We start from the raw sequence: 17,158 nt of genomic DNA on the forward strand, positions 1-17,158 counted from the left end.
CCTATTGATCGTCTGGGGGGTTGGCGCATAGAAAGGGTCCCCGTGGCCGAACCCCCCGGACTGAGCGCCGCCGAACGGCGGCTGTGGCACGCGTTCCCGACCGGCACGATGGTCCGCCTCGGCGAGGATCGGCCCTCCGGTCCCCACCCGGACCGGATCGTGCGCGCCGAGGTGATCGCTCAGCTGCTGCTGGGCGGGTGCGAGACCCGCAACGGCTTCGTCGCGGCGGTGCGGCTGCGCGGCGCGTACATCGTCGGCCGCCTCGACGTGACCGGCGGCACGGTCGAGCACGAGCTGCGGCTGGAGCACTGCCGGCTGCTCGAGGCGCCCAAGTTCGCCAACGCCCACACCCGGCAGTTGCGGCTGTCGGACTGCTGGATGCCCGGCTTCGACGGCGGCGGGCTGCGCGCCGACGGCTACCTGAGCCTGTCCGGCTCGACGGTCGAGGGCTCGGTGCGGCTGCCGCGCGCCCAGCTGCTCGGCGGCTTCCGGATGAACGGGACGACCGTCACCGCGACCGCGGAGGAGCAGTGGGCGGTGTTCAGCGGCGCCATGGTCGTCGAGGTCGGCATGTTCGCCCGCAACGCGGTCGTCACCGGCGGGATGCGCCTGGTCGGGGCGCGCCTGAACGGCGGGCTGTTCATGCAGGGCGCCACGCTCACCAATCCGGGCCGCATCGCCCTGGACGGGCAGAACATGGTCGTCGAGGACTCGGCCGAGTTCAGCGGCGGGTTCGCCTCCCACGGCACCATCCGGCTCCGCAGCGCCCGCATCAACGGCATCCTGTCGTTCTCCAAGGGCGTGCTCGACTCGACCGACCCGGACCGGCTGGCACTGCACGCCAGCCACATGTACGCCGACGAGCTCATCCTGTGGCCGGAACGCAGGATCCAGGGCCGCGTCTCGCTCTCGTACTCCACCATCAACCTGATCATGGACGACCCGTCGATCTGGCCGGACCAGCTGTATCTGAACGGCCTGACCTACAGCACGCTGCGGGGCGGCGAGTTCAAGGACCGGCTGCGCTGGGTGAACCGCGATCGGATGTTCCATCTGCAGCCGTACGAGCAGCTCGCGGCCTGGTACCACGGCATCGGCCACGACGACCTGGCCCGGAAGGTCCAGCTCGCCAAGCTGCGCGCCCGCCGCAAGACGCTGAACCCCGTCGGGCGGGCGTGGAACGTGCTGCTCGACTGGACGGTCGGCTTCGGCTACCGCCCCTGGCTGGCGTTCATGTGGTTCGCGATCCTGCTGGCCGTCGGCACCACGGTCTTCTCGATCGACCATCCCCATCCGATCAAGGAGAGGGTCGAGCAGCCGCACTTCCACGCGCTCGTCTACTCGCTCGACCTGCTGATCCCGATCGACACGTTCGGGCAGCAGTCGGCGTTCGACCCCGGCGGCTGGTCCCGGTGGGTCGCCTACTCGCTCGTCGCGGTCGGCTGGGTCCTGGCCACCGCCCTCATCGCCGGCGTCACCCGAGTCCTGAGACCGAACTGAACGGCCAGAGCCCCGGGTCCGGACGGCCAGAGCCCCGGCACCGGACGACCAGAGCCCCGAGAGGGAGCGAACAATCGGCGCCCGGCACGCGTCGATCAAGATGACCGGGTCTTTTCCCCCCGAGATCCAGGAGAATGAGCCTCCATGGGCACCTACCTCATCACCGGCGCGACCGGCGGCATCGGCAAGGCGGTCGCCGAACTCCTCCGCGAGCGCGGCCACGACCTGATCCTCACCGGCCGTTCCGCCGAACGCCTCGCGACGCTGACCAAGGACCTCGGCACCGGCGCGCACGCCCGCACGCAGGTGTTCATGATGGATCAGAACGGCGAGGCCGGCGCGGTCCGTACGACCAACGCGCCGCGCGCCTCGGTCTCCACCCTCACGCTGGACCTCATGGAGCCGCGCCGCCTGGAGGCCGCGCTGGCCGAGACGGGCCTGCCCACCACCCTCGACGGCGTGATCCACGCGGCGGGCATCGTCGATCTCGGCCCCGTCGCCGAGCAGGACGCCGACCACTGGATCGACCAGCTGATGGTCAACCTCGTCTCGGCCGCCGAGCTGACCCGCATCCTGCTGCCCGCCCTGCGCGGCGCCCGCGGCCACATCGTCTTCGTGAACTCGACCGCCGGTCTGCAGGCCAACCCCAACTGGTCGGCGTACGCGGCCAGCAAGTTCGGCCTGCGCGCTCTGGCCGACTCGCTGCGCGCCGAGGAGCTCGAACTGCGCGTCACGACGGTCTACCCGGGCCGTACGGCCACCGAGATGCAGCGCAAGGTCCGCGCCCAGGAGGGCCAGCCGTACGACCCGAGCGACTTCGCCGACCCGGTCACCGTGGCCCGCGTCCTGGTAGGCACCCTGGAGACCCCCAGCGACGCCGTGGTGGCCGACGTAACCGTCCGCCCCCACTAGCTCGCGCTGGCCCCCACTGGCCCGCGCCAGTCCGCGCTGGCCCCCACTAGCCCGCGCCGGCCCGCGCTAGTCCGAGATGTCCGCGCGCTAGTCGGAGATGTAGGCGATCAGCCAGTGGCCGTTGTCGCCCTTGCGCAGGGTGAGGGTGGAGCTGACGAGCGTGCCGTACGCGGGGTCCCGCAGCGCGATGACCACGCGCGCCTCCTGCTCCGCCTTGGACCGCACGCTGATCTTCGCCTTCCGCATGGCGGCCCGCTTCTCCCCGGTGACCCCTTCCTGGGAGAGCGCCGCGATTCCCGCGTCGGAGTCGCAGTGGCTGAGAAGGCGCAGCTGGTCCGAGAGGTACGAGCAGGCCTCGCGGTAGTCGTTGTCCGCGACCGCATTGGCGTACGACCGCACAACGCTCTCAGGGGTGTCGTCGTCGCCTGAGGTAAGCGAGTAGAGGAGCACCCCGGCCGCCGCGACCAGAACGACCACCCCCGCTACGACCGCGGCCTTGACCTCCCGGGCAAGCCCCTTCCTTGCCCTGGGCGGCACTGCGGCCCCTGGCGGCTCACCGGGCGGCTGTCCGGCGTTCAGCTGCGTGCCCTCAAGAGCCCGCGTGACCATGTGGAGTTCATGCGCGAGCCCTGCGTCCGCATCCAGCTTCTCCGCCAGGTCGTTCGCCACCTGATGTTGCAGGGCGGGATCCTGCGGATCGTTCTGGAGCGCGTTCACGACCTTGTCGCCGAGCACCCGCCGCGCGATCGAGACGAGCGCGTCCGCGGGGGAGCCGCCCCCGCCGCGTTCGCCGCGTTCGCCACCCTCCGCCGCCGCTGTCGCCGCCATCGCCGCCGCCGTCGCCGACGGGTCGGTGAAGCGGTTGACCAGCGCCGTGGTGACAGCGGCCGCGAGGTTGGGATGCGCCATGAACCGCACTATGTATCAGCGCGACGAAAACGGGGTCAACAAACGGTCGACCCTTATCGGCCCGGCGGGCGGTATCGGTCAGGTGCCTTCCATCGCGCGGCGGCGCAGGAACCAGGAGGCGATCACACCGCCGATGAGCCCGAACAGGTGCCCCTGCCAGGAGATGCCCGGGTCGTTCGGCACCACGCCGACGATGATCCCGCCGTACAGCACCACGACGACCAGGGCGATCACGATGTCGAGGATGCGCCGCTCGAAGATCCCCCGCCCCAGCAGGTAGCCGAAGTACCCGAAGATCAGGATGCTCGACCCCAGCGTGTTGGCCGAGCTGGTGAACCAGACGCCCAGCCCGCCCACCACGATGATGATCAGCGTGGCGGCCAGGAACTTGGCGATCCCCCGGGCCGCCGCGAGGAAGCCCAGGATGAGGAACGGGATCGTGTTGCCCATCAGGTGGTCGAACCCGGCGTGCATGAACGGCGCGGTGAAGATGTCGGGCAGGTCGTTCACGTCGTGCGGCTGGATGCCGTAGGAGTCCAGCCGCCCGTTCAGCCCGTAGTCGATGAACTCGAGCATCCACATGATCGCGGTCATCGAGCCGACCAGCGCGAACGCCGAGACGGCGCGCATGCCGTGCTCGGCCAGTCCTTCGGACCGCTGCTTCTTCTCGGGGACCAAGGGGTCGTAGCTCATGACGCCACCGTATGTGTGGGGGACCCTGCCGTCACCAGGTTGAACGTCCAGGATCCCGGCCAGGTGCCCGGTCGCGCCCGTCACACTGGCGAATCCCATTCGGTTTCGGCCATATTGGGCCACATGCGTGCAGTGGTGTGTGAGGAACTCGGGTCAGTAGCGGTACGAGACGTCAAGCCGGTGGAGGCAGGCCCCGGCCAAGTCGTCATCACGGTGGAAGCGGCAGGCGTCAACTACGTGGACGGCCTCTTCGTCCAAGGCAAGTACCAGATCAAGCCCCCGCTCCCCTTCGTTCCGGGCTACGAGGTCGCAGGCACGATCGCCTCCACCGGAGAACGAGTCCTAGCCACCTGCGGCCTGGGCGGCTTCGCCAGCCAAGTAGTAGTCCCCGAACACGCTGCGGTCCCCATCCCGGACCAACTGGACGCCGTCAGGGCCGCCACGTTCACCCAGAGCTACTCCACAGGCCTCTTCGCCCTCCGCAACCGAGGCGACCTCCAGCCCGGCGAAACGGTCCTGGTCCTGGGCGCAGGCGGCGGCGTAGGCCTGGCAGCCGTCCAAACAGCCAAGGCCCTAGGAGCCAGAGTCCTGGCAGCCGCCTCATCTCTCCCCAAACGCGAAGCAGCCCTAGCAGCCGGCGCAGACTTCGCCTTGGACACCGCAGAAGACATCAAAACCGCCGCCCGCGAATGGTCGGACGGCGGCGTGGACGTGGTCTACGACCCCATCGGCGGCGCCCTGGCAGACCCAGCCCTCAGGGCCCTCCGCGAATTCGGTCGCTACCTGGTCATCGGCTTCGCCTCGGGCACGATTCCCTCCCTGCCCCTCAACCAGGTCCTGCTGCGCAACAGAACCGTGGTCGGCGTCGACTGGGGCGCATGGTCAATGTCACACCCCCTGGACCAACGAGCCCTTCTAGAGGAACTCCTGGCCCTGGTGGCCACCGGCAAACTCAACCCGATAGCCCCTCGCACCGAACCCCTGGAAGCAGCCGCCCAAGTAATGGACGACCTGCTCAACCGCCGGGTCGTGGGCAAGGTGGCCCTGATCCCCTAAGCGGCCGAAGCGGTCTCGTGCTCGTCCCGTACCGAAATAACAGGCAGACGGTGCCGCACAGGAGCCTCCGGCGAACGACGCAGGTGGCGGCGCTCCTCAGGAGTCGTTCCACCCCAGACACCATCCGGCTCCCCGACCCGCAACGCCCAAGTGAGGCAGTCAGAGACAACCGGACAATTCGCACAGATGGCCTTGGCCTCCGCCTGCTGCTCCTGCAGCAGCTCGGCCGAGTAACCAATAGGGAAGAACAGATCAGGATCGGCGCCACGGCAGATGGCGTGGTCGGTCCAGTGCTCTTCGGTGTTGAACATGGCATCTCCCTGCGGGGACGCAGAGCGTCGAACGGGGGCGGGATGTTGTCCACTCAACGTAGTACTACAACCCGTAGTACTACAAGCCGATGTGACTTATAAGACCGAACGTCCGGATAGCCTGTGCGCGTGCGCCCAGCTCAAGACGTCACGTTCCGCCCAGCGACGCGGAACGACCTGCCCGAAATCGTCCGCATGTTGGCGGACGATCCCCTAGGCGTGACCCGCGAGACCCCCGGCGAGGTCATCCCCGACGCCTACTGGCGGGCCTTCGAGGCGATCGAGAACGACCCCAACAACGCCGTCATCGTCGCCGTGATCGACGGCAAGATCGCCGGCACCCTCCAGCTCACCTACATCCCCGGCCTCACCTACACCGGCGGCGAACGAGCCCAGATCGAGGGCGTCCGCGTAACTTCCGACCGCCGCGGCCACGGCATCGGCCAGGCAATGATCAACTGGGCCGTCGAACAGGCCCAGTCCCGAGGCTGCCGCGTCGTCCAGCTCACCACCGACCGCCAACGCCCCGAGTCGATCCGCTTCTACCAAAAGATCGGCTTCCGCCCCTCCCACATGGGCATGAAGTACCACCTCAAAGCCGACTGACACCGCTCAGGCGCCGCCATCCGCGCGGCAAAGCTCACGGTAGGCCTCACGCAACCCGGCCGCCTCGGGGACGTTCAACGCCTCCACAGCGTTGATGACCTCTGTCGCACGCCAGTAGTTCGACGGCACAAGACGGCCGCTCGTCACGGCCTCCAACGCCGTGTGGGCTGCCTCATCCGGCTGATCGGCAGCCACCAACGCCAGAGCCAGATCGAGCCGCGCCGAGGCGGCCCTCCGCGGCCGCGCCGGCCCACTGACCGGCCGTTCCAACCTCGCCAGCAGGCCCCGCGCGTACGGCTCAGCAGCAGGATCACCAACCCACGAGAGCGTGGTCGCGGTATAGGCATCGCTCTTGGCCGGGTCATAGCGGAAGTGATGCTCAGGCCGGTCGGGCGTTTCGAGCGGCTCGACCAGCCTCTCCACACGCCCCAGAGCGTCGCGAGTCTCGCGGCCCGCGCCCAGCCTGGCCCATGCCCTCCCCTCCTGCGCCGTGGCCTGGATGTGCGCAGACCCGTTCTTTGGCGCGACCGTCTGCGCCCCCCGCGAGAGCGTGATCGCACGCTTGTGGTCGCCGTCCGTCACCAGCTGCCACGCCTGCGTTTCCAACGTCCAGGCGAGGATCTCCAAGTGCCCGGCGTGCTCGGCCAACTGCGCGGCCGTCTTCAGGCGCGCAGCGGCAGCAGAACGCCGCCCAAGATCGACATCACATGTGGCGGCCAACAAGGACAGCCACCCGCCAACGACCGTCAACCGCCGCCGCTCGGCCGACGTCATCCGCACGTCCATGAGCCGGGCGACGTACGCCAGGTGCCCACGGGTGCGGGCCAGCAGTTCCGCCGGTGCCGAACGCGGATAAGCCGAGGCCAGATCGTCCACCGCCGCCTCAAGCGCGGCCATCGTCTCCTCACCCACGTCGCTCGCCGCGACCCGGCGCGCCAGCTCCACGGCCTCCAACTCCTCGCTCGGCGCCAACTCTCCACCTTGCGCCATCCGGCCGTCCGGCGACCGTCTCAGCAGGACGAGAGCCCCCTCCGCCCCGAGAAGCCCATCGAGCCGTTCAGCAAGCCGGGCCGAGGGGTTCTTCAGACCATTACAGATCTTGCTCAGGTGACCCGCATCGCAGGGGACCATCTCGGCCAGCCCACGCAGGCTCACACCACGCTCGCCCATCAACGACCGAAGCTTCTCGCCGAACGTCATCGCCCACCCACTTCTCCCGGTCTGTCCCGGTCTGAGCGTTGCCCACACCTTGTGGACAACAAGGCAACGCTTCAACCGTAGTCGTCACTGCGCTGGTCTGGAGTTGTCAATGTTTCGACACACATTGGAGGCCACGGGTGCAGACCACCGCGCAGATAAAGGAGGAACTCCGGCGCGAGTTCCCCGGGTGGTCCATCATTCGGAGCGTGCCGGTGGGCAGGTGGTGGGCGACGCGCGGGCCGAAAGGCGACGCGCTTGTGCAGCCCGGCACGTCCTGCCTCGAAGCGGACACCCCCGAAGAGCTGCGAGCCCAGCTACGCCAGGTGGCCGGGTGAACGGTCCCCGCGACTGGCAGATCGACGTCTACGGCGACGGCGACAGCTACATCGCCGTAGACCACGAAAGCGGCGACACGGTCGGCGCCTTCGTCAACGAGGGCGGCGGCTGGTGGCGGGTCCGCATGCCCTCAGGCACCGTCCGAGGAATGTGGGTCCGCCCCGGCACCGACGAGCCCTGGCGCGAAATCGTCCACCGCATGATCGGCGCCTAAGGACCTGGAGCAGGTGCGCGGGCGGCGCCCAATGCCGTCCTCACCGCACGATGCGGTCTGAGCCCATCAGCCCTGAGGAAATGTACCGAACGTAAAGCCGGTCGAGATCGCTCCTGGCATCGTCGTGTACTCCAGCGATCACGACCCCTATGAACGCCCCATCCCCGCTGCCCTGGTCTCTCTGGTCATCGAGGTTGTGTCGCCGTCCACCAAGCGCAAGGACCGCCGAACGCAGCCGGCTCTCTACGCAGATGCCGGAATCCGGCACTAGACGGACCAGTCCGCGCCGGCGTTCGCCGTCCGCGAGCGCTGACAGCCCCGCAGCAAGGGCACGTTTAGAGTCAGGTCCGTGTGCACCGCACGCAACCCGCCTAGCCTCGCTCAGCGCGCTTCCTTCAGCCCATCTTCGACCGCATTGTCGATGGCGCGACCCTGAGAGTTGGGCGTTCGACGATGCCTTGTGGCAGCGAGGAGCGAGCGGCGTAGCCGCCGCTTGGCCAAGGTTCGGAAGCTGCTGCCGAAGTAGCGGTTCTGGCTTCGGGTCATGATCGTGCGGTCGGCTAGGACCAGGAGGAGGCCTAGGGCGCTTAGGGCGGTCATGGCTACTGCGAGCATGTGCAGGTGGTGGTCGGTGACGCGGGTGTGGAACGCGGCGGAGATGAGGGCGGACGAGGCGATCGAGCCTAGGAAGCCGAACGTGCGGAACAGGCCTGACGCGGTGCCTAGCTGGTCGGCCTGGGTGTAGAGCGCGGTCTGGTTCGCGCTGGTGGTGGTGCCCAGCGTGATGCCGAAGACCACGGTGATGGCGACGATCCAGATGGTTGGTGCGCCGGTTGTGAGCATCAGAACGCTGGCTGAGCCGGCCAGGCAGGTGATGGCTGAGATCAGGAGCGGGCCGCGGATCAGGTTGCGCTTGGAGATGGGGCGGGCGATCACGGCTGAGACTGCGCTCATGGGCAGTAGGAGCAGGCCTGCTTCCTTGGCTGACATGCCGCGCGCCACTTGGAGCCACTGGGTGAGGCCGTACAGGACCGTGTAGATGCACACGCAGGCCACGGCGAACCGCAGGTAGGTGCGCATGAGTGGCGGGTTGGTGCGCGGCAGGCGGATCTTGAGTTCCAGGCGTGTTCTTGCGGGGTCGGCTGGGATCCAGCTGTGGACCATGGCCAGGGTCGCGAGGGCGACGGGGACGTTGATGAGGAACGTCGTGCGCCAGCCCCAGGCGTCGACCAGGACGCCGCCGATCGGGAGGCCCAGGGCCGCGGTGGCGGCACCGGCGATCATGAGGCCGCCGAGGACTCCGCCTGGTGGCGCGTCCAGGCCAGCGGTTTTGGCGCGACGGCGGACGAGGAGCATCGCTGAGGGGTAGACCGCCGAGCTTCCCGTTCCGATAAGGACGCGCGCCACGATCAGGGTGGTCAGATTCTGGCTCAGCCCGCCGACGAGGCCGCCGACCAGGACGATCCACAGACCGGTGATGAAGACACGACGGGGCCCGAACGCCTCCGCCAGCTTGCCGGCTGTCGGCTGGGCGATCGCGCAGGCCACGTAAAGGGCCGTCACCAGGATCGCTGCCTGGCCGACTGAGACGTGGACCGCGGCCGCGATCGGCACCAGGGCTGTCGCGATGAGCGAGGTGTTGACCGCGTTGATCGCCGAGCCGGTGAGCAGCGGGATGACGAAGCGCCGGGGGAACGCCTTCACAGGTTCTCGGCCAGCCGTTCCACGAGTGGCACCGCCGCCATCAGGGTCTTCAACTCGGCCGACGTGAACCCGCCGACGACGAGCGCCTTCTCCAGCTGCTCGGCACGGGCGGTACGCCGTTCCGCCAGTGCACGGGCGCCTTCGGCCGTCAGCGACATCACGATCCGGCGGCCGTCGGAAGGGTCAGGGGCACGCTCCACCAGGTCCCGCTTCTCGAGGCTCGCGAGCGTCAGCCCCATCGCCTGCGGCGTGATCTGCTCGGCCCTCGCCAGGTCGCTCGTGGTGGACGAGCCCGCGCGATCAAGACGGGAGAGCGCCGACACCTCGGGCAGCGTGAGCTCGCCCGTGAGCGGCTGCCTGAGCCTCCGTACGAACAGCCCCAGGCTCGCCTGCAGTTGGGATGCGACCGCCCCCACGTCAAGGTCATCAGGCATGATGAGAAAGCTAGCTTTAACAAGTCAGCTTTTCAAGCCAGCTTTCATAGTTGGCCGAGAGATCGGGCTGATCCAGTGGGGAGGCTCTGGCCTCCGACTGGATGCCAGACATGACCGCATTGCAGGTGGCATCCCAACTGCCCGACATCGCCACGCTCCGCGACGTCTGCCGTCCCATGCGCAACGGGTCCGGCGACGAGTACTCGATCGTCTTCTCTAAGGCCAATCGTCTTCTCTAAGGCCAATCGTCTTCTCTAAGGCCAGCGGCATCATCCCGGGGGTGCGAGGCGGGGGCTTGGGCAGAGCTTGAGGGGTTTGTTGCCGGGGCGTGGGGCGGGGCTGCATAGCGTGGGCCGGATGTGGGGGGTCTGCTGTGCCTGAAGTGAATGGACATGCTCCCGGGTGGCCGTCGTGGGCGGAGCTCGCCAGTCCCGACTTTGAGGCGTCCGATAGCTTCTATTGCGGATTGTTCGGGTGGTACGCGTACACGCTGACGGTGGCCGGCATGGGCGACTACAGGGTGTTCACGCTCGGCGATGTTCAGGGCCCCGAGGTGGCCGGGATGCAGGCCCTTGCCGATGATGCCCAGCGGCCCTCATGGGCGTGCTATTTCCGGACGGATGACGTTCAGGGGACCGTTGATCTGATCAAGGCCGAGGGCGGGCACGAGCTCGTTCCGGTCACCGATGTCTCGGATCTGGGTCAGATGGCGTTGTGCGCGGACGCCCAGGGCGCGGAGTTCGCCTTGTGGAAGCCGGGCAACATGGGCGGCGCAGGGGTCGTCGACGAGCCCGCGGCGATGTGCTGGGTCGAGTTGGCCTGCCGCGACGTGGAGGAGGCACGGCGCTTCTACGGGAAGGTCTTCGGGTGGACGGCCGTGGGCCGGAATTACCACTCGTCGCTGTACACGAACTTCAAAGTCGGCGACTGGTCGGTGGCGGGCATGGTCCTCATGGACGAGCGGTGGCCGCCCCACTATCCGGCGCACTGGATCCCCTACTTCTGGGTCGAGGATTGCGATGCCTCGGCCGAAAGGGCCGTTGAGCTCGGGGGCAAGCTTCGGATTCCGCCTACGGACATCCAGCCTGGGCGGTACGCGATGATGACCGACCCGACCGGAGCCCGCCTGGCGATCATTTCTCCGGCTCCGGGTGAGGGCAGGGCCCGGCCTCCGCTGTGAAGGCGCCAATGGTGGTCTGAACCACTGGCTACAGGATGAAGGCGACCAGTAGCCACCAGCGCAGGAAGAACATCCCGATCATCCCGGCCGCGATCAGCAGCCAGGCGCGTAGAGAGACCCGCCTACGGGTCACGAATACTGCGATCACGGCGGCGATCACGCCGAGTTCGGGCATCAGCAGCGTCAGCGACAGCACCAGCAGGGCCACGCTCGCCGTCCGCCGGCGGGCCGAGCCTGCGCCTGAACGGCGCTGGGTCTCGTTCTGCGTGGGATTCAATGGCGTCCTGTCATTGGGACCTCGGGCAGGATCAGGTGCCGTCAGCGTGTGCTTGGAGATGCGGCTGCGGGCATTGATCGTGGCGGCACCGCAGCCAGCAGAGATTAGCCGACATGAAGACATGAACCGGACACCGCCGGATGGGGGCCTTGGAAGTCTCGGGTGGCACGGTCCAGTTGAGGTCCATCTGGGATGACTTCGTTCTGTAAGGACGTCTTTGTCGCGTCTGTTGTTGTTCACCTGGCCGTGCGATGCTGGCCACCAAAGCGTGCTCTCCCCGAGATCTGAGGAGTCCGCATCGTGGCCATGAACCACCTTGAGATCGAGCGCAAATACGATGCCGACGCCGACTTCGCGGTGCCTGAGATGGACGGGCTGCCGGGAGTGGCTGAGACGGAGCCCCCCAAGGTGCATCGGTTGTCGGCTACCTACTTCGACACGGAGGATCAACGGCTGGCCTCGTACGGGATCACGCTGCGACGGAGACGGGGCGGGGAAGACGCCGGGTGGCATCTGAAGATTCCTGCTGGGCCCGACTCGAGGAATGAGCTGCGGGCTCCCTTGGGGCGGGCTCAGGTCGTACCGGCGAAGTTGGCCGGGCTGGTGGCGGCGTATGTGAGGGGTGCGTCTCTGCGGCCTATTGCGGTGCTGGAGACGGTGCGGACCGAGATCCGGCTGCTCGATGATCGCGGGGTGCCGCTGGCCGAGCTGGCGGACGACCTGGTGACCGGGCGGGTCATGGGGCAGGACGGCGAGAGCTCCTGGCGCGAGGTCGAGGTCGAGCTGGGGGAGGCGGGGGGCCTGGATTTTCTTAAGGCTGCCGAGAAGCGGCTTAAGAAGGCCGGGGCTCGGCCTGCCTCATCGGGTTCCAAGCTCGGGCGGCTGCTGGGGCGGGAGCCTGACGAGGTGCGGAAGGGCGGTGACACTGCCGGGGATGCTGTCGTCGGGTATCTGGCTGAGCAGGTGGCCGCGCTTTTGCGGTACGACCCTCGGGCTCGGCTGGCGGAGTTCGATGCCGTCCATCGGATGCGGGTGGCCACGCGGAGGATCCGGAGTGCGCTGCAGAGCTATCGGGCGATCGTCGATCGCAAGCACACCGATGAGGTGCGGGCGGAGCTGAAGTGGCTCGCGGAGGAGCTCGGGGCCGTACGGGACCTTGAGGTCCTGCGGATGCACTTCACGGCTCGCCTGGAGGAAGTTGGGGAGCCAGCGGAGCAGGACTGGCTGAAGAGCATCGGGCGCCATGAGGAGGCCGCTTACCGGCGGCTGAACGTGGTTCTCAAGGAGCCGCGGTACTTCGCCTTGCTGGATGCCCTGGATGCGCTCGTGGCGGAGCCTCCGTTGACTGAGCGGGCGGAGAAGGGGGCGACCGTGGAGTTGCCCAAGCTCGTGAAGCGGTCGTGGAAGCGGCTGGTGAAAGCGCATCGGGCCGTCGCGAACGCCGAGCATGTGGAAGAAGCGCGTCATGAGATGCGCAAGTCGGCCAAGAAGGCTCGGTACGCGGCTGAGCTGGCCGTTCCTGTGCTGGGCCAGGCCGCCAAGGACGTGGCCAAGAATGCCAAGCGGGTGCAGGAGGTCCTGGGGGATTACCAGGACGGGGTGATCGCCATGGATCACCTGCGGGACGCCGCCACGAGGGTGACGGAACGGTCTGAGGCGTTCACGATCGGCGTGCTGTACGGGGTGGAGCGCTGTGAGGCGCTTCGGTCCATCAGCAAGCTGGAGGCGACCTGGGAGGAGACCTCTCCGCCGTCGTTCTAGCGGGCGTGGGTCGTTCTAGCGGGCGTGGGATGAGTGGCGTTCCAGGGCGGCGATCGTAGAGGTGTCCTCGGCTATGTGGGCTACCCAGAAGGCGCCCTTGCGGAGGCTGGGGTCGTCGGGGACCTTTTCGCCCAGGCGGCGGCAGAGGCCGGCTACCAGGTCCGAGACGATCTCGCCGTGGGTGCAGACGACGGCGGGTTCGCCCTCTTCGACCAGGCGCAGCAGGAGGTCGGTGGCGCGCTCGGGGTCGGCGTCGCCGACGGTGATGGAGCGGTCGGTGGTGATGTCGGCGCCGGTGGCTCGGGCGTACGGGAGGAGCGTCTCGATGCAGCGGGCGGTGGCTGAGGCGATCAGGCGGGTCGGGCCGTACGAGCTCAGGAGGCCGGCCAGGAGGGTCGCCTCGTTGCGGCCGCGCTCGTCCAGGGGGCGGAGCTCGTCCGGGTCCTCCCACTGGCGCTTCTCCCCCGCCGAGCCGTGCCGCAGGATGATCAGCGGCCAGGTGCGGAGGGGGCCCGCCTCGAACTCGCGCAGCAGGTCGACGTCGTGGGAGTACGAGAGGCGCCGGGCGGCGGCCGGGACGGTCAGCCACTCCAGGCGGTCGACCTCGTCGTTCGGCTCGAACGGGACGGAGTCGCCGCGGGCCGCCCAGTAGTCGACGCGCTTGGTGCCGCCCTCGCGGGCGGGGTAGGAGCTGGTCGGGAGGCGGCGGCCGAGGCGGGGCAGGACGCCGGTCTCCTCCTCGACCTCGCGTACGGCGGCGCGGAGCACGTGCTCGCCCACCTTCAGCTTGCCCTTGGGGAACGACCAGTCGTCGTACTTGGGCCGGTGGATCAGCGCGACCTGCGGCCCCGCGGTCCCCGGCTCGTCGCCGTCCCGCCACAGGACTGCGCCCGCGGCCCTCACATCGGCGTCGCCCCGCGAGGGGTCAGCCATCGACGGTCCTCCAACGGCGGCTCTTGACCAGGTGGGTCTGGATGTCCAGCAGCGGCTCGTCGGTCATGTGGGAACGGCGCGTCCACAGGCCGTCCTCGCCGGCCAGCCACCAGGCCTGGGTGCCGTCGTCCATGGCCTTGTCCATCAGCTGGATCAGGTCGGCGCGGTGGGCCCGCTCGCGGACCCTGACGAGGGCCTCCACGCGGCGGTCGAGGTTGCGGTGCATGAGGTCGGCGCTGCCGATCCACACCTCGGGCTCGCCGGCGTTCTCGAACGCGAAGACCCGCGAGTGCTCCAGGAAACGGCCGAGGACGCTGCGGACGCGGATCGTCTCGGAGAGGCCGGGAACGCCGGGGCGGAGCGCGCAGATGCCGCGTACCCAGATGTCCACGGGCACACCGGCGCGCGAGGCCTGGTAGAGGGCGTCGATGACGACCTCGTCGACCAGCGAGTTGCACTTGATGCGGATCCGGGCCGGGCGGCCGGCGCGCTGGTTCTCGATCTCGCGCTCGATGCGCAGGACGAGGCCGGAGCGCAGGCTGTGCGGGGCGACCAGAAGACGGCTGTAGGAGTTCTGCCGGGAGTAGCCGGTCAGGTGGTTGAACAGGACGCTGACGTCCTCGCCGACGTCGGGGTCGGCGGTGAAAAGCCCGAAGTCCTCGTACAGGCGCGCGGTCTTCGGGTGGTAGTTGCCGGTGCCGATGTGGCAGTAGCGGCGCAGGGTGCCGTCGCGTTCCTGCCGTACGACCAGGGCGAGCTTGCAGTGCGTCTTCAGGCCCACGAAGCCGTAGACGACGTGGCAGCCGGCCTTCTCCAGCTCGCGCGCCCAGGCGATGTTGGCGCGCTCGTCGAACCTGGCCTTCAGCTCGACCACGACGACGACCTGCTTGCCCTCCTCGGCCGCGTTGATCAGCGCGGTCACGATCGGCGAGTCGCCGCTCGTCCGGTAGAGGGTCTGCTTGATCGCCAGCACGCGCGGGTCGACCGCCGCGTCCTCGATGAAGCGCTGGACGGTCGTGGTGAACGAGTCGTAGGGGTGGTGGACGAGGACGTCCCGCTCACGGATGGCCGCGAAGATGTTCGCGTCCTCCGGGAGCGCCTCCTTGGAGGGAACGAAAGGGGAGTACTTGAGCTCCGGGCGGTCCAGGTCGGCGATGGCCGACAGGCCCGCCAGGTCCAGGGGGCCGTCGACCTTGTAGATCTGGCCCTCGTCGATGTTGAGCTCGGTGGTGAGCAGGTCCAGCACCTCGCCGGAGATCGAGCCCTCGACCTCCAGCCGGACGACCGGGCCGAAGCGGCGGCGCAGCAGCTCGCGTTCCAGCGCCTGCAGCAGGCCCTCGCTGATGTCGTCGTCGATCTCCAGGTCCTGGTTGCGGGTGACCCGGAACGCGTGGTGCTCCACGACCTCCATGCCGACGAACAGCTGGCCGAGGTGGGCGGCGATGACGTCCTCGAGCGGGGTGAAGCGGTTGGGCGAGGCCGGGATGAACCGCGGCAGCACCGGCGGCACCTTGACGCGGGCGAACATCGTGGCGTCGGTCTCGGGGTCGCGCACTATCACCGCGAGGTTGAGCGAGAGCCCCGAGATGTAGGGGAACGGGTGCGCGGAGTCCACGACCAGCGGGGTCAGCACCGGGTAGATCCGGTCGCGGAACAGGCGGCGCATCTCCGCCTGCTCGGTGTCGGCGAGCTGGTCCCAGCGGAGGATCTCGATGCCCTCCTTGTCGAGCGCCGGGAGGACGTCGTCGCGGAAGGAGGCGGCGTGCCTCAGCATGAGCTCGCGGGCGACGGTGGCGGTGCGTTCCAGAACCTCGCGGGGCTGGCGGCCGCTGGCGGACTGAACGGCGAGGCCGGTCGCCATGCGGCGGGTCAGCCCGGCGACCCGCACCATGAAGAACTCGTCGAGGTTGCTCGCGAAGATCGACAGGAACCTGACGCGCTCCAGCAGCGGCAGCTTCGGGTCCTCTGCGAGTTCCAGGACACGCTGGTTGAAACGGAGCCAGCTCTCCTCGCGGTCCAGGAAGCGGTCGTCGGGCAGCGGCTCCTCATTGAGGGGGATATGTCCTGGATTGACGCTCATGGTGGTAATAGTCCCTGGCCAAGATGAACAGCAGTCGAACGGGCATGTTTCGATCTCTGTCAGATGAACCGATCATGCCCAGCAGTGCCGAAGATCATTCGGCGGCCTCGCGCGTCGGAACAGTCCCATTCTCCCCCATCATCCGGGACCTCACTCACCCCCGTCGTTAGGCATCGCGAACAGCGGGCATGGGAGATGTTTCACAAGAAGTCCCACACGACGCAGGGGCGGAGGAGGACCGATGACCGAGCGACTCTCCGGCGATCTCGCCGGCGCGCCGACGTCGGAGCTCGTCAAGCAACTGAGCGAACAGAGCGCACGGCTGGTGCGCGAGGAGATGCGCCTCGCCCAGCTGGAGCTGAAGCAGAAGGGCGGCCGTGCCGCCAAGGGGGCCAAGCTGTACGGCGGGGCCGGAGTGACCGCGCTGTACGGCGGGGGCGCCCTGGTGGCGGCGATCGTCGCCGCGCTGGCCCTGGCCCTGCCCACCTGGGCCGCCGCGATCATCGTGAGCGCCGTGCTCTTCGTGGTGGCGGCCGTACTGGCTCAGCGGGGCAAGAAGGAGATGGCCCTGGCCACGCCGCCCAAGCCCGAGCAGTCGGCCGAGAGCGTGCGCGCCGACGTTCAGGAGATCAAGGAAGAAGTGAAGTCCAAGGGCGGCAGCACCAAGGCCAAGGACGGGGTCAAGGACGAGGCCACAGCGAAGGCCAAGGGCGGGAGCGTGCGGTGACCAGCGAGGACAGGGAGATCCGGGCCCAGGAGGAACGGATCGAGCAGGCGCGCGAGGAACTGGGCGAGACCGTCGCCGAGCTGTCCTCGCGCGCCGACATCAAGGCCCGGGCCAAGGAGAAGACCACCGAGATCGGTGAACGGGCGCGGGACGCGACCCCCGACGTCGCGATCAAGGCGGCTCAGGAGGCGCGCCGGCGGCCGAGAGTGGTCGCCGGGTTCGCGGCCGCCGCGGCGGGACTGATGGCCGGCCGTTACATTCTGCGACGGAAACAAGCCAGAAAGTAACAGTTGTCCGACCGGGAGGGACTCACGACCGGGGCGAC

At 68.5% G+C, this 17,158-nt stretch carries 20 protein-coding genes; 11 read left to right on the forward strand and 9 right to left on the reverse strand.

Translation table 11 applies throughout. The features are described 5' to 3' along the window. Positions 1 to 42 precede the first annotated feature (42 nt). Positions 43 to 1,500, forward strand: coding sequence for a hypothetical protein (locus tag J4573_RS18365; protein WP_307796688.1), 1,458 nt, complete (start codon positions 43 to 45; stop codon positions 1,498 to 1,500). Between the two features lie 144 nt (positions 1,501 to 1,644). Beyond that, positions 1,645 to 2,412, forward strand: coding sequence for an SDR family oxidoreductase (locus tag J4573_RS18370; RefSeq protein ID WP_208256892.1), 768 nt, complete (start codon positions 1,645 to 1,647; stop codon positions 2,410 to 2,412). A gap of 87 nt (positions 2,413 to 2,499) precedes the next feature. Here J4573_RS18370 and J4573_RS18375 read toward each other — a convergent pair whose 3' ends face one another. Both J4573_RS18375 and J4573_RS18380 read right to left on the reverse strand, forming a co-directional pair. Further along, the gene (locus J4573_RS18375; RefSeq protein WP_208256894.1) at positions 2,500 to 3,321 is read right to left on the reverse strand and encodes a hypothetical protein; all 822 of its coding nucleotides are present in this window, start codon (positions 3,319 to 3,321) and stop codon (positions 2,500 to 2,502) included. Between the two features lie 78 nt (positions 3,322 to 3,399). Then, positions 3,400 to 4,014, reverse strand: a complete 615-nt coding sequence (locus tag J4573_RS18380; protein WP_208256896.1) for a rhomboid family intramembrane serine protease — start codon at positions 4,012 to 4,014, stop codon at positions 3,400 to 3,402. A 123-nt stretch (positions 4,015 to 4,137) separates the two neighbouring features. Between J4573_RS18380 and J4573_RS18385 the strand changes: the two genes are divergently transcribed. Beyond that, positions 4,138 to 5,070, forward strand: coding sequence for an NADPH:quinone oxidoreductase family protein (locus J4573_RS18385; RefSeq protein WP_208256898.1), 933 nt, complete (start codon positions 4,138 to 4,140; stop codon positions 5,068 to 5,070). On the opposite strand, the gene J4573_RS18390 is transcribed toward J4573_RS18385, so the two are convergent. Next, a complete protein-coding gene (locus J4573_RS18390) occupies positions 5,067 to 5,381 on the reverse strand; it encodes a WhiB family transcriptional regulator (protein WP_208256900.1) in 315 nt (104 codons plus the stop codon). The two genes, J4573_RS18385 and J4573_RS18390, sit on opposite strands and share 4 nt — an antisense overlap. Positions 5,382 to 5,510: 129 nt before the next feature. Between J4573_RS18390 and J4573_RS18395 the strand changes: the two genes are divergently transcribed. After that, the gene (locus tag J4573_RS18395; RefSeq protein WP_208256902.1) at positions 5,511 to 5,987 is read left to right on the forward strand and encodes a GNAT family N-acetyltransferase; all 477 of its coding nucleotides are present in this window, start codon (positions 5,511 to 5,513) and stop codon (positions 5,985 to 5,987) included. A gap of 6 nt (positions 5,988 to 5,993) precedes the next feature. Here the strand turns inward: J4573_RS18395 and J4573_RS18400 are convergent, their stop codons facing one another. Beyond that, positions 5,994 to 7,187, reverse strand: coding sequence for a helix-turn-helix domain-containing protein (locus J4573_RS18400; RefSeq protein ID WP_208256903.1), 1,194 nt, complete (start codon positions 7,185 to 7,187; stop codon positions 5,994 to 5,996). 331 nt (positions 7,188 to 7,518) lie between these two features. Between J4573_RS18400 and J4573_RS18405 the strand changes: the two genes are divergently transcribed. Then, on the forward strand, positions 7,519 to 7,737 hold the full coding sequence (locus J4573_RS18405; RefSeq protein ID WP_208256904.1) for a hypothetical protein: 219 nt from the start codon (positions 7,519 to 7,521) through the stop codon (positions 7,735 to 7,737). Positions 7,738 to 7,843: 106 nt separating this feature from the next. Next, complete coding sequence (locus J4573_RS18410) at positions 7,844 to 8,008, forward strand: Uma2 family endonuclease (RefSeq protein WP_208257239.1); 165 nt, start codon at positions 7,844 to 7,846, stop codon at positions 8,006 to 8,008. Positions 8,009 to 8,118: 110 nt separating this feature from the next. Here J4573_RS18410 and J4573_RS18415 read toward each other — a convergent pair whose 3' ends face one another. Together J4573_RS18415 and J4573_RS18420 are read right to left on the reverse strand one after the other, a co-directional pair. Next, positions 8,119 to 9,441: an MFS transporter gene (locus J4573_RS18415; RefSeq protein WP_208256905.1), complete on the reverse strand. Its 1,323-nt coding sequence runs from the start codon at positions 9,439 to 9,441 to the stop codon at positions 8,119 to 8,121. Next, positions 9,438 to 9,875, reverse strand: coding sequence for a MarR family winged helix-turn-helix transcriptional regulator (locus J4573_RS18420; protein WP_208256906.1), 438 nt, complete (start codon positions 9,873 to 9,875; stop codon positions 9,438 to 9,440). The genes J4573_RS18415 and J4573_RS18420 overlap by 4 nt, the downstream gene beginning before the upstream one ends. A 110-nt stretch (positions 9,876 to 9,985) precedes the next feature. Between J4573_RS18420 and J4573_RS55385 the strand changes: the two genes are divergently transcribed. Then, entirely contained in the window at positions 9,986 to 10,114 is a 129-nt protein-coding gene (locus J4573_RS55385; RefSeq protein WP_279575509.1) for a hypothetical protein, read from the forward strand. A gap of 143 nt (positions 10,115 to 10,257) precedes the next feature. Continuing rightward, positions 10,258 to 11,055 (forward strand): VOC family protein, encoded by a 798-nt coding sequence (locus J4573_RS18425; protein ID WP_372442853.1) that lies wholly within the window; start codon positions 10,258 to 10,260, stop codon positions 11,053 to 11,055. Between the two features lie 28 nt (positions 11,056 to 11,083). On the opposite strand, the gene J4573_RS18430 is transcribed toward J4573_RS18425, so the two are convergent. After that, on the reverse strand, positions 11,084 to 11,332 hold the full coding sequence (locus J4573_RS18430) for a hypothetical protein (protein WP_208256908.1): 249 nt from the start codon (positions 11,330 to 11,332) through the stop codon (positions 11,084 to 11,086). Positions 11,333 to 11,638: 306 nt separating this feature from the next. On the opposite strand from J4573_RS18430, the gene J4573_RS18435 reads away from it, so the two are divergent. Beyond that, positions 11,639 to 13,093 (forward strand): CYTH and CHAD domain-containing protein, encoded by a 1,455-nt coding sequence (locus tag J4573_RS18435; protein ID WP_243773266.1) that lies wholly within the window; start codon positions 11,639 to 11,641, stop codon positions 13,091 to 13,093. Positions 13,094 to 13,108: 15 nt separating this feature from the next. On the opposite strand, the gene J4573_RS18440 is transcribed toward J4573_RS18435, so the two are convergent. After that, a complete protein-coding gene (locus tag J4573_RS18440) occupies positions 13,109 to 14,026 on the reverse strand; it encodes an NUDIX hydrolase (protein ID WP_208256912.1) in 918 nt (305 codons plus the stop codon). Next, positions 14,019 to 16,106 carry an RNA degradosome polyphosphate kinase gene (locus tag J4573_RS18445; RefSeq protein ID WP_208256914.1) on the reverse strand — a complete coding sequence of 696 codons (2,088 nt, stop codon included), beginning with the start codon at positions 16,104 to 16,106 and terminating at the stop codon, positions 14,019 to 14,021. The genes J4573_RS18440 and J4573_RS18445 overlap by 8 nt, the downstream gene beginning before the upstream one ends. Before the next feature lie 241 nt (positions 16,107 to 16,347). Between J4573_RS18445 and J4573_RS18450 the strand changes: the two genes are divergently transcribed. Both J4573_RS18450 and J4573_RS18455 read left to right on the forward strand, forming a co-directional pair. Next, a complete protein-coding gene (locus tag J4573_RS18450) occupies positions 16,348 to 16,833 on the forward strand; it encodes a phage holin family protein (RefSeq protein ID WP_208256916.1) in 486 nt (161 codons plus the stop codon). Then, positions 16,830 to 17,120 carry a DUF3618 domain-containing protein gene (locus tag J4573_RS18455; protein WP_208256918.1) on the forward strand — a complete coding sequence of 97 codons (291 nt, stop codon included), beginning with the start codon at positions 16,830 to 16,832 and terminating at the stop codon, positions 17,118 to 17,120. The genes J4573_RS18450 and J4573_RS18455 overlap by 4 nt, the downstream gene beginning before the upstream one ends. Positions 17,121 to 17,158: the final 38 nt, after the last annotated feature.

Origin of the sequence: Actinomadura barringtoniae (assembly GCF_017573505.1) — a bacterium.
GTDB classification, from domain to species: Bacteria; Actinomycetota; Actinomycetes; order Streptosporangiales; family Streptosporangiaceae; genus Spirillospora; species Spirillospora barringtoniae.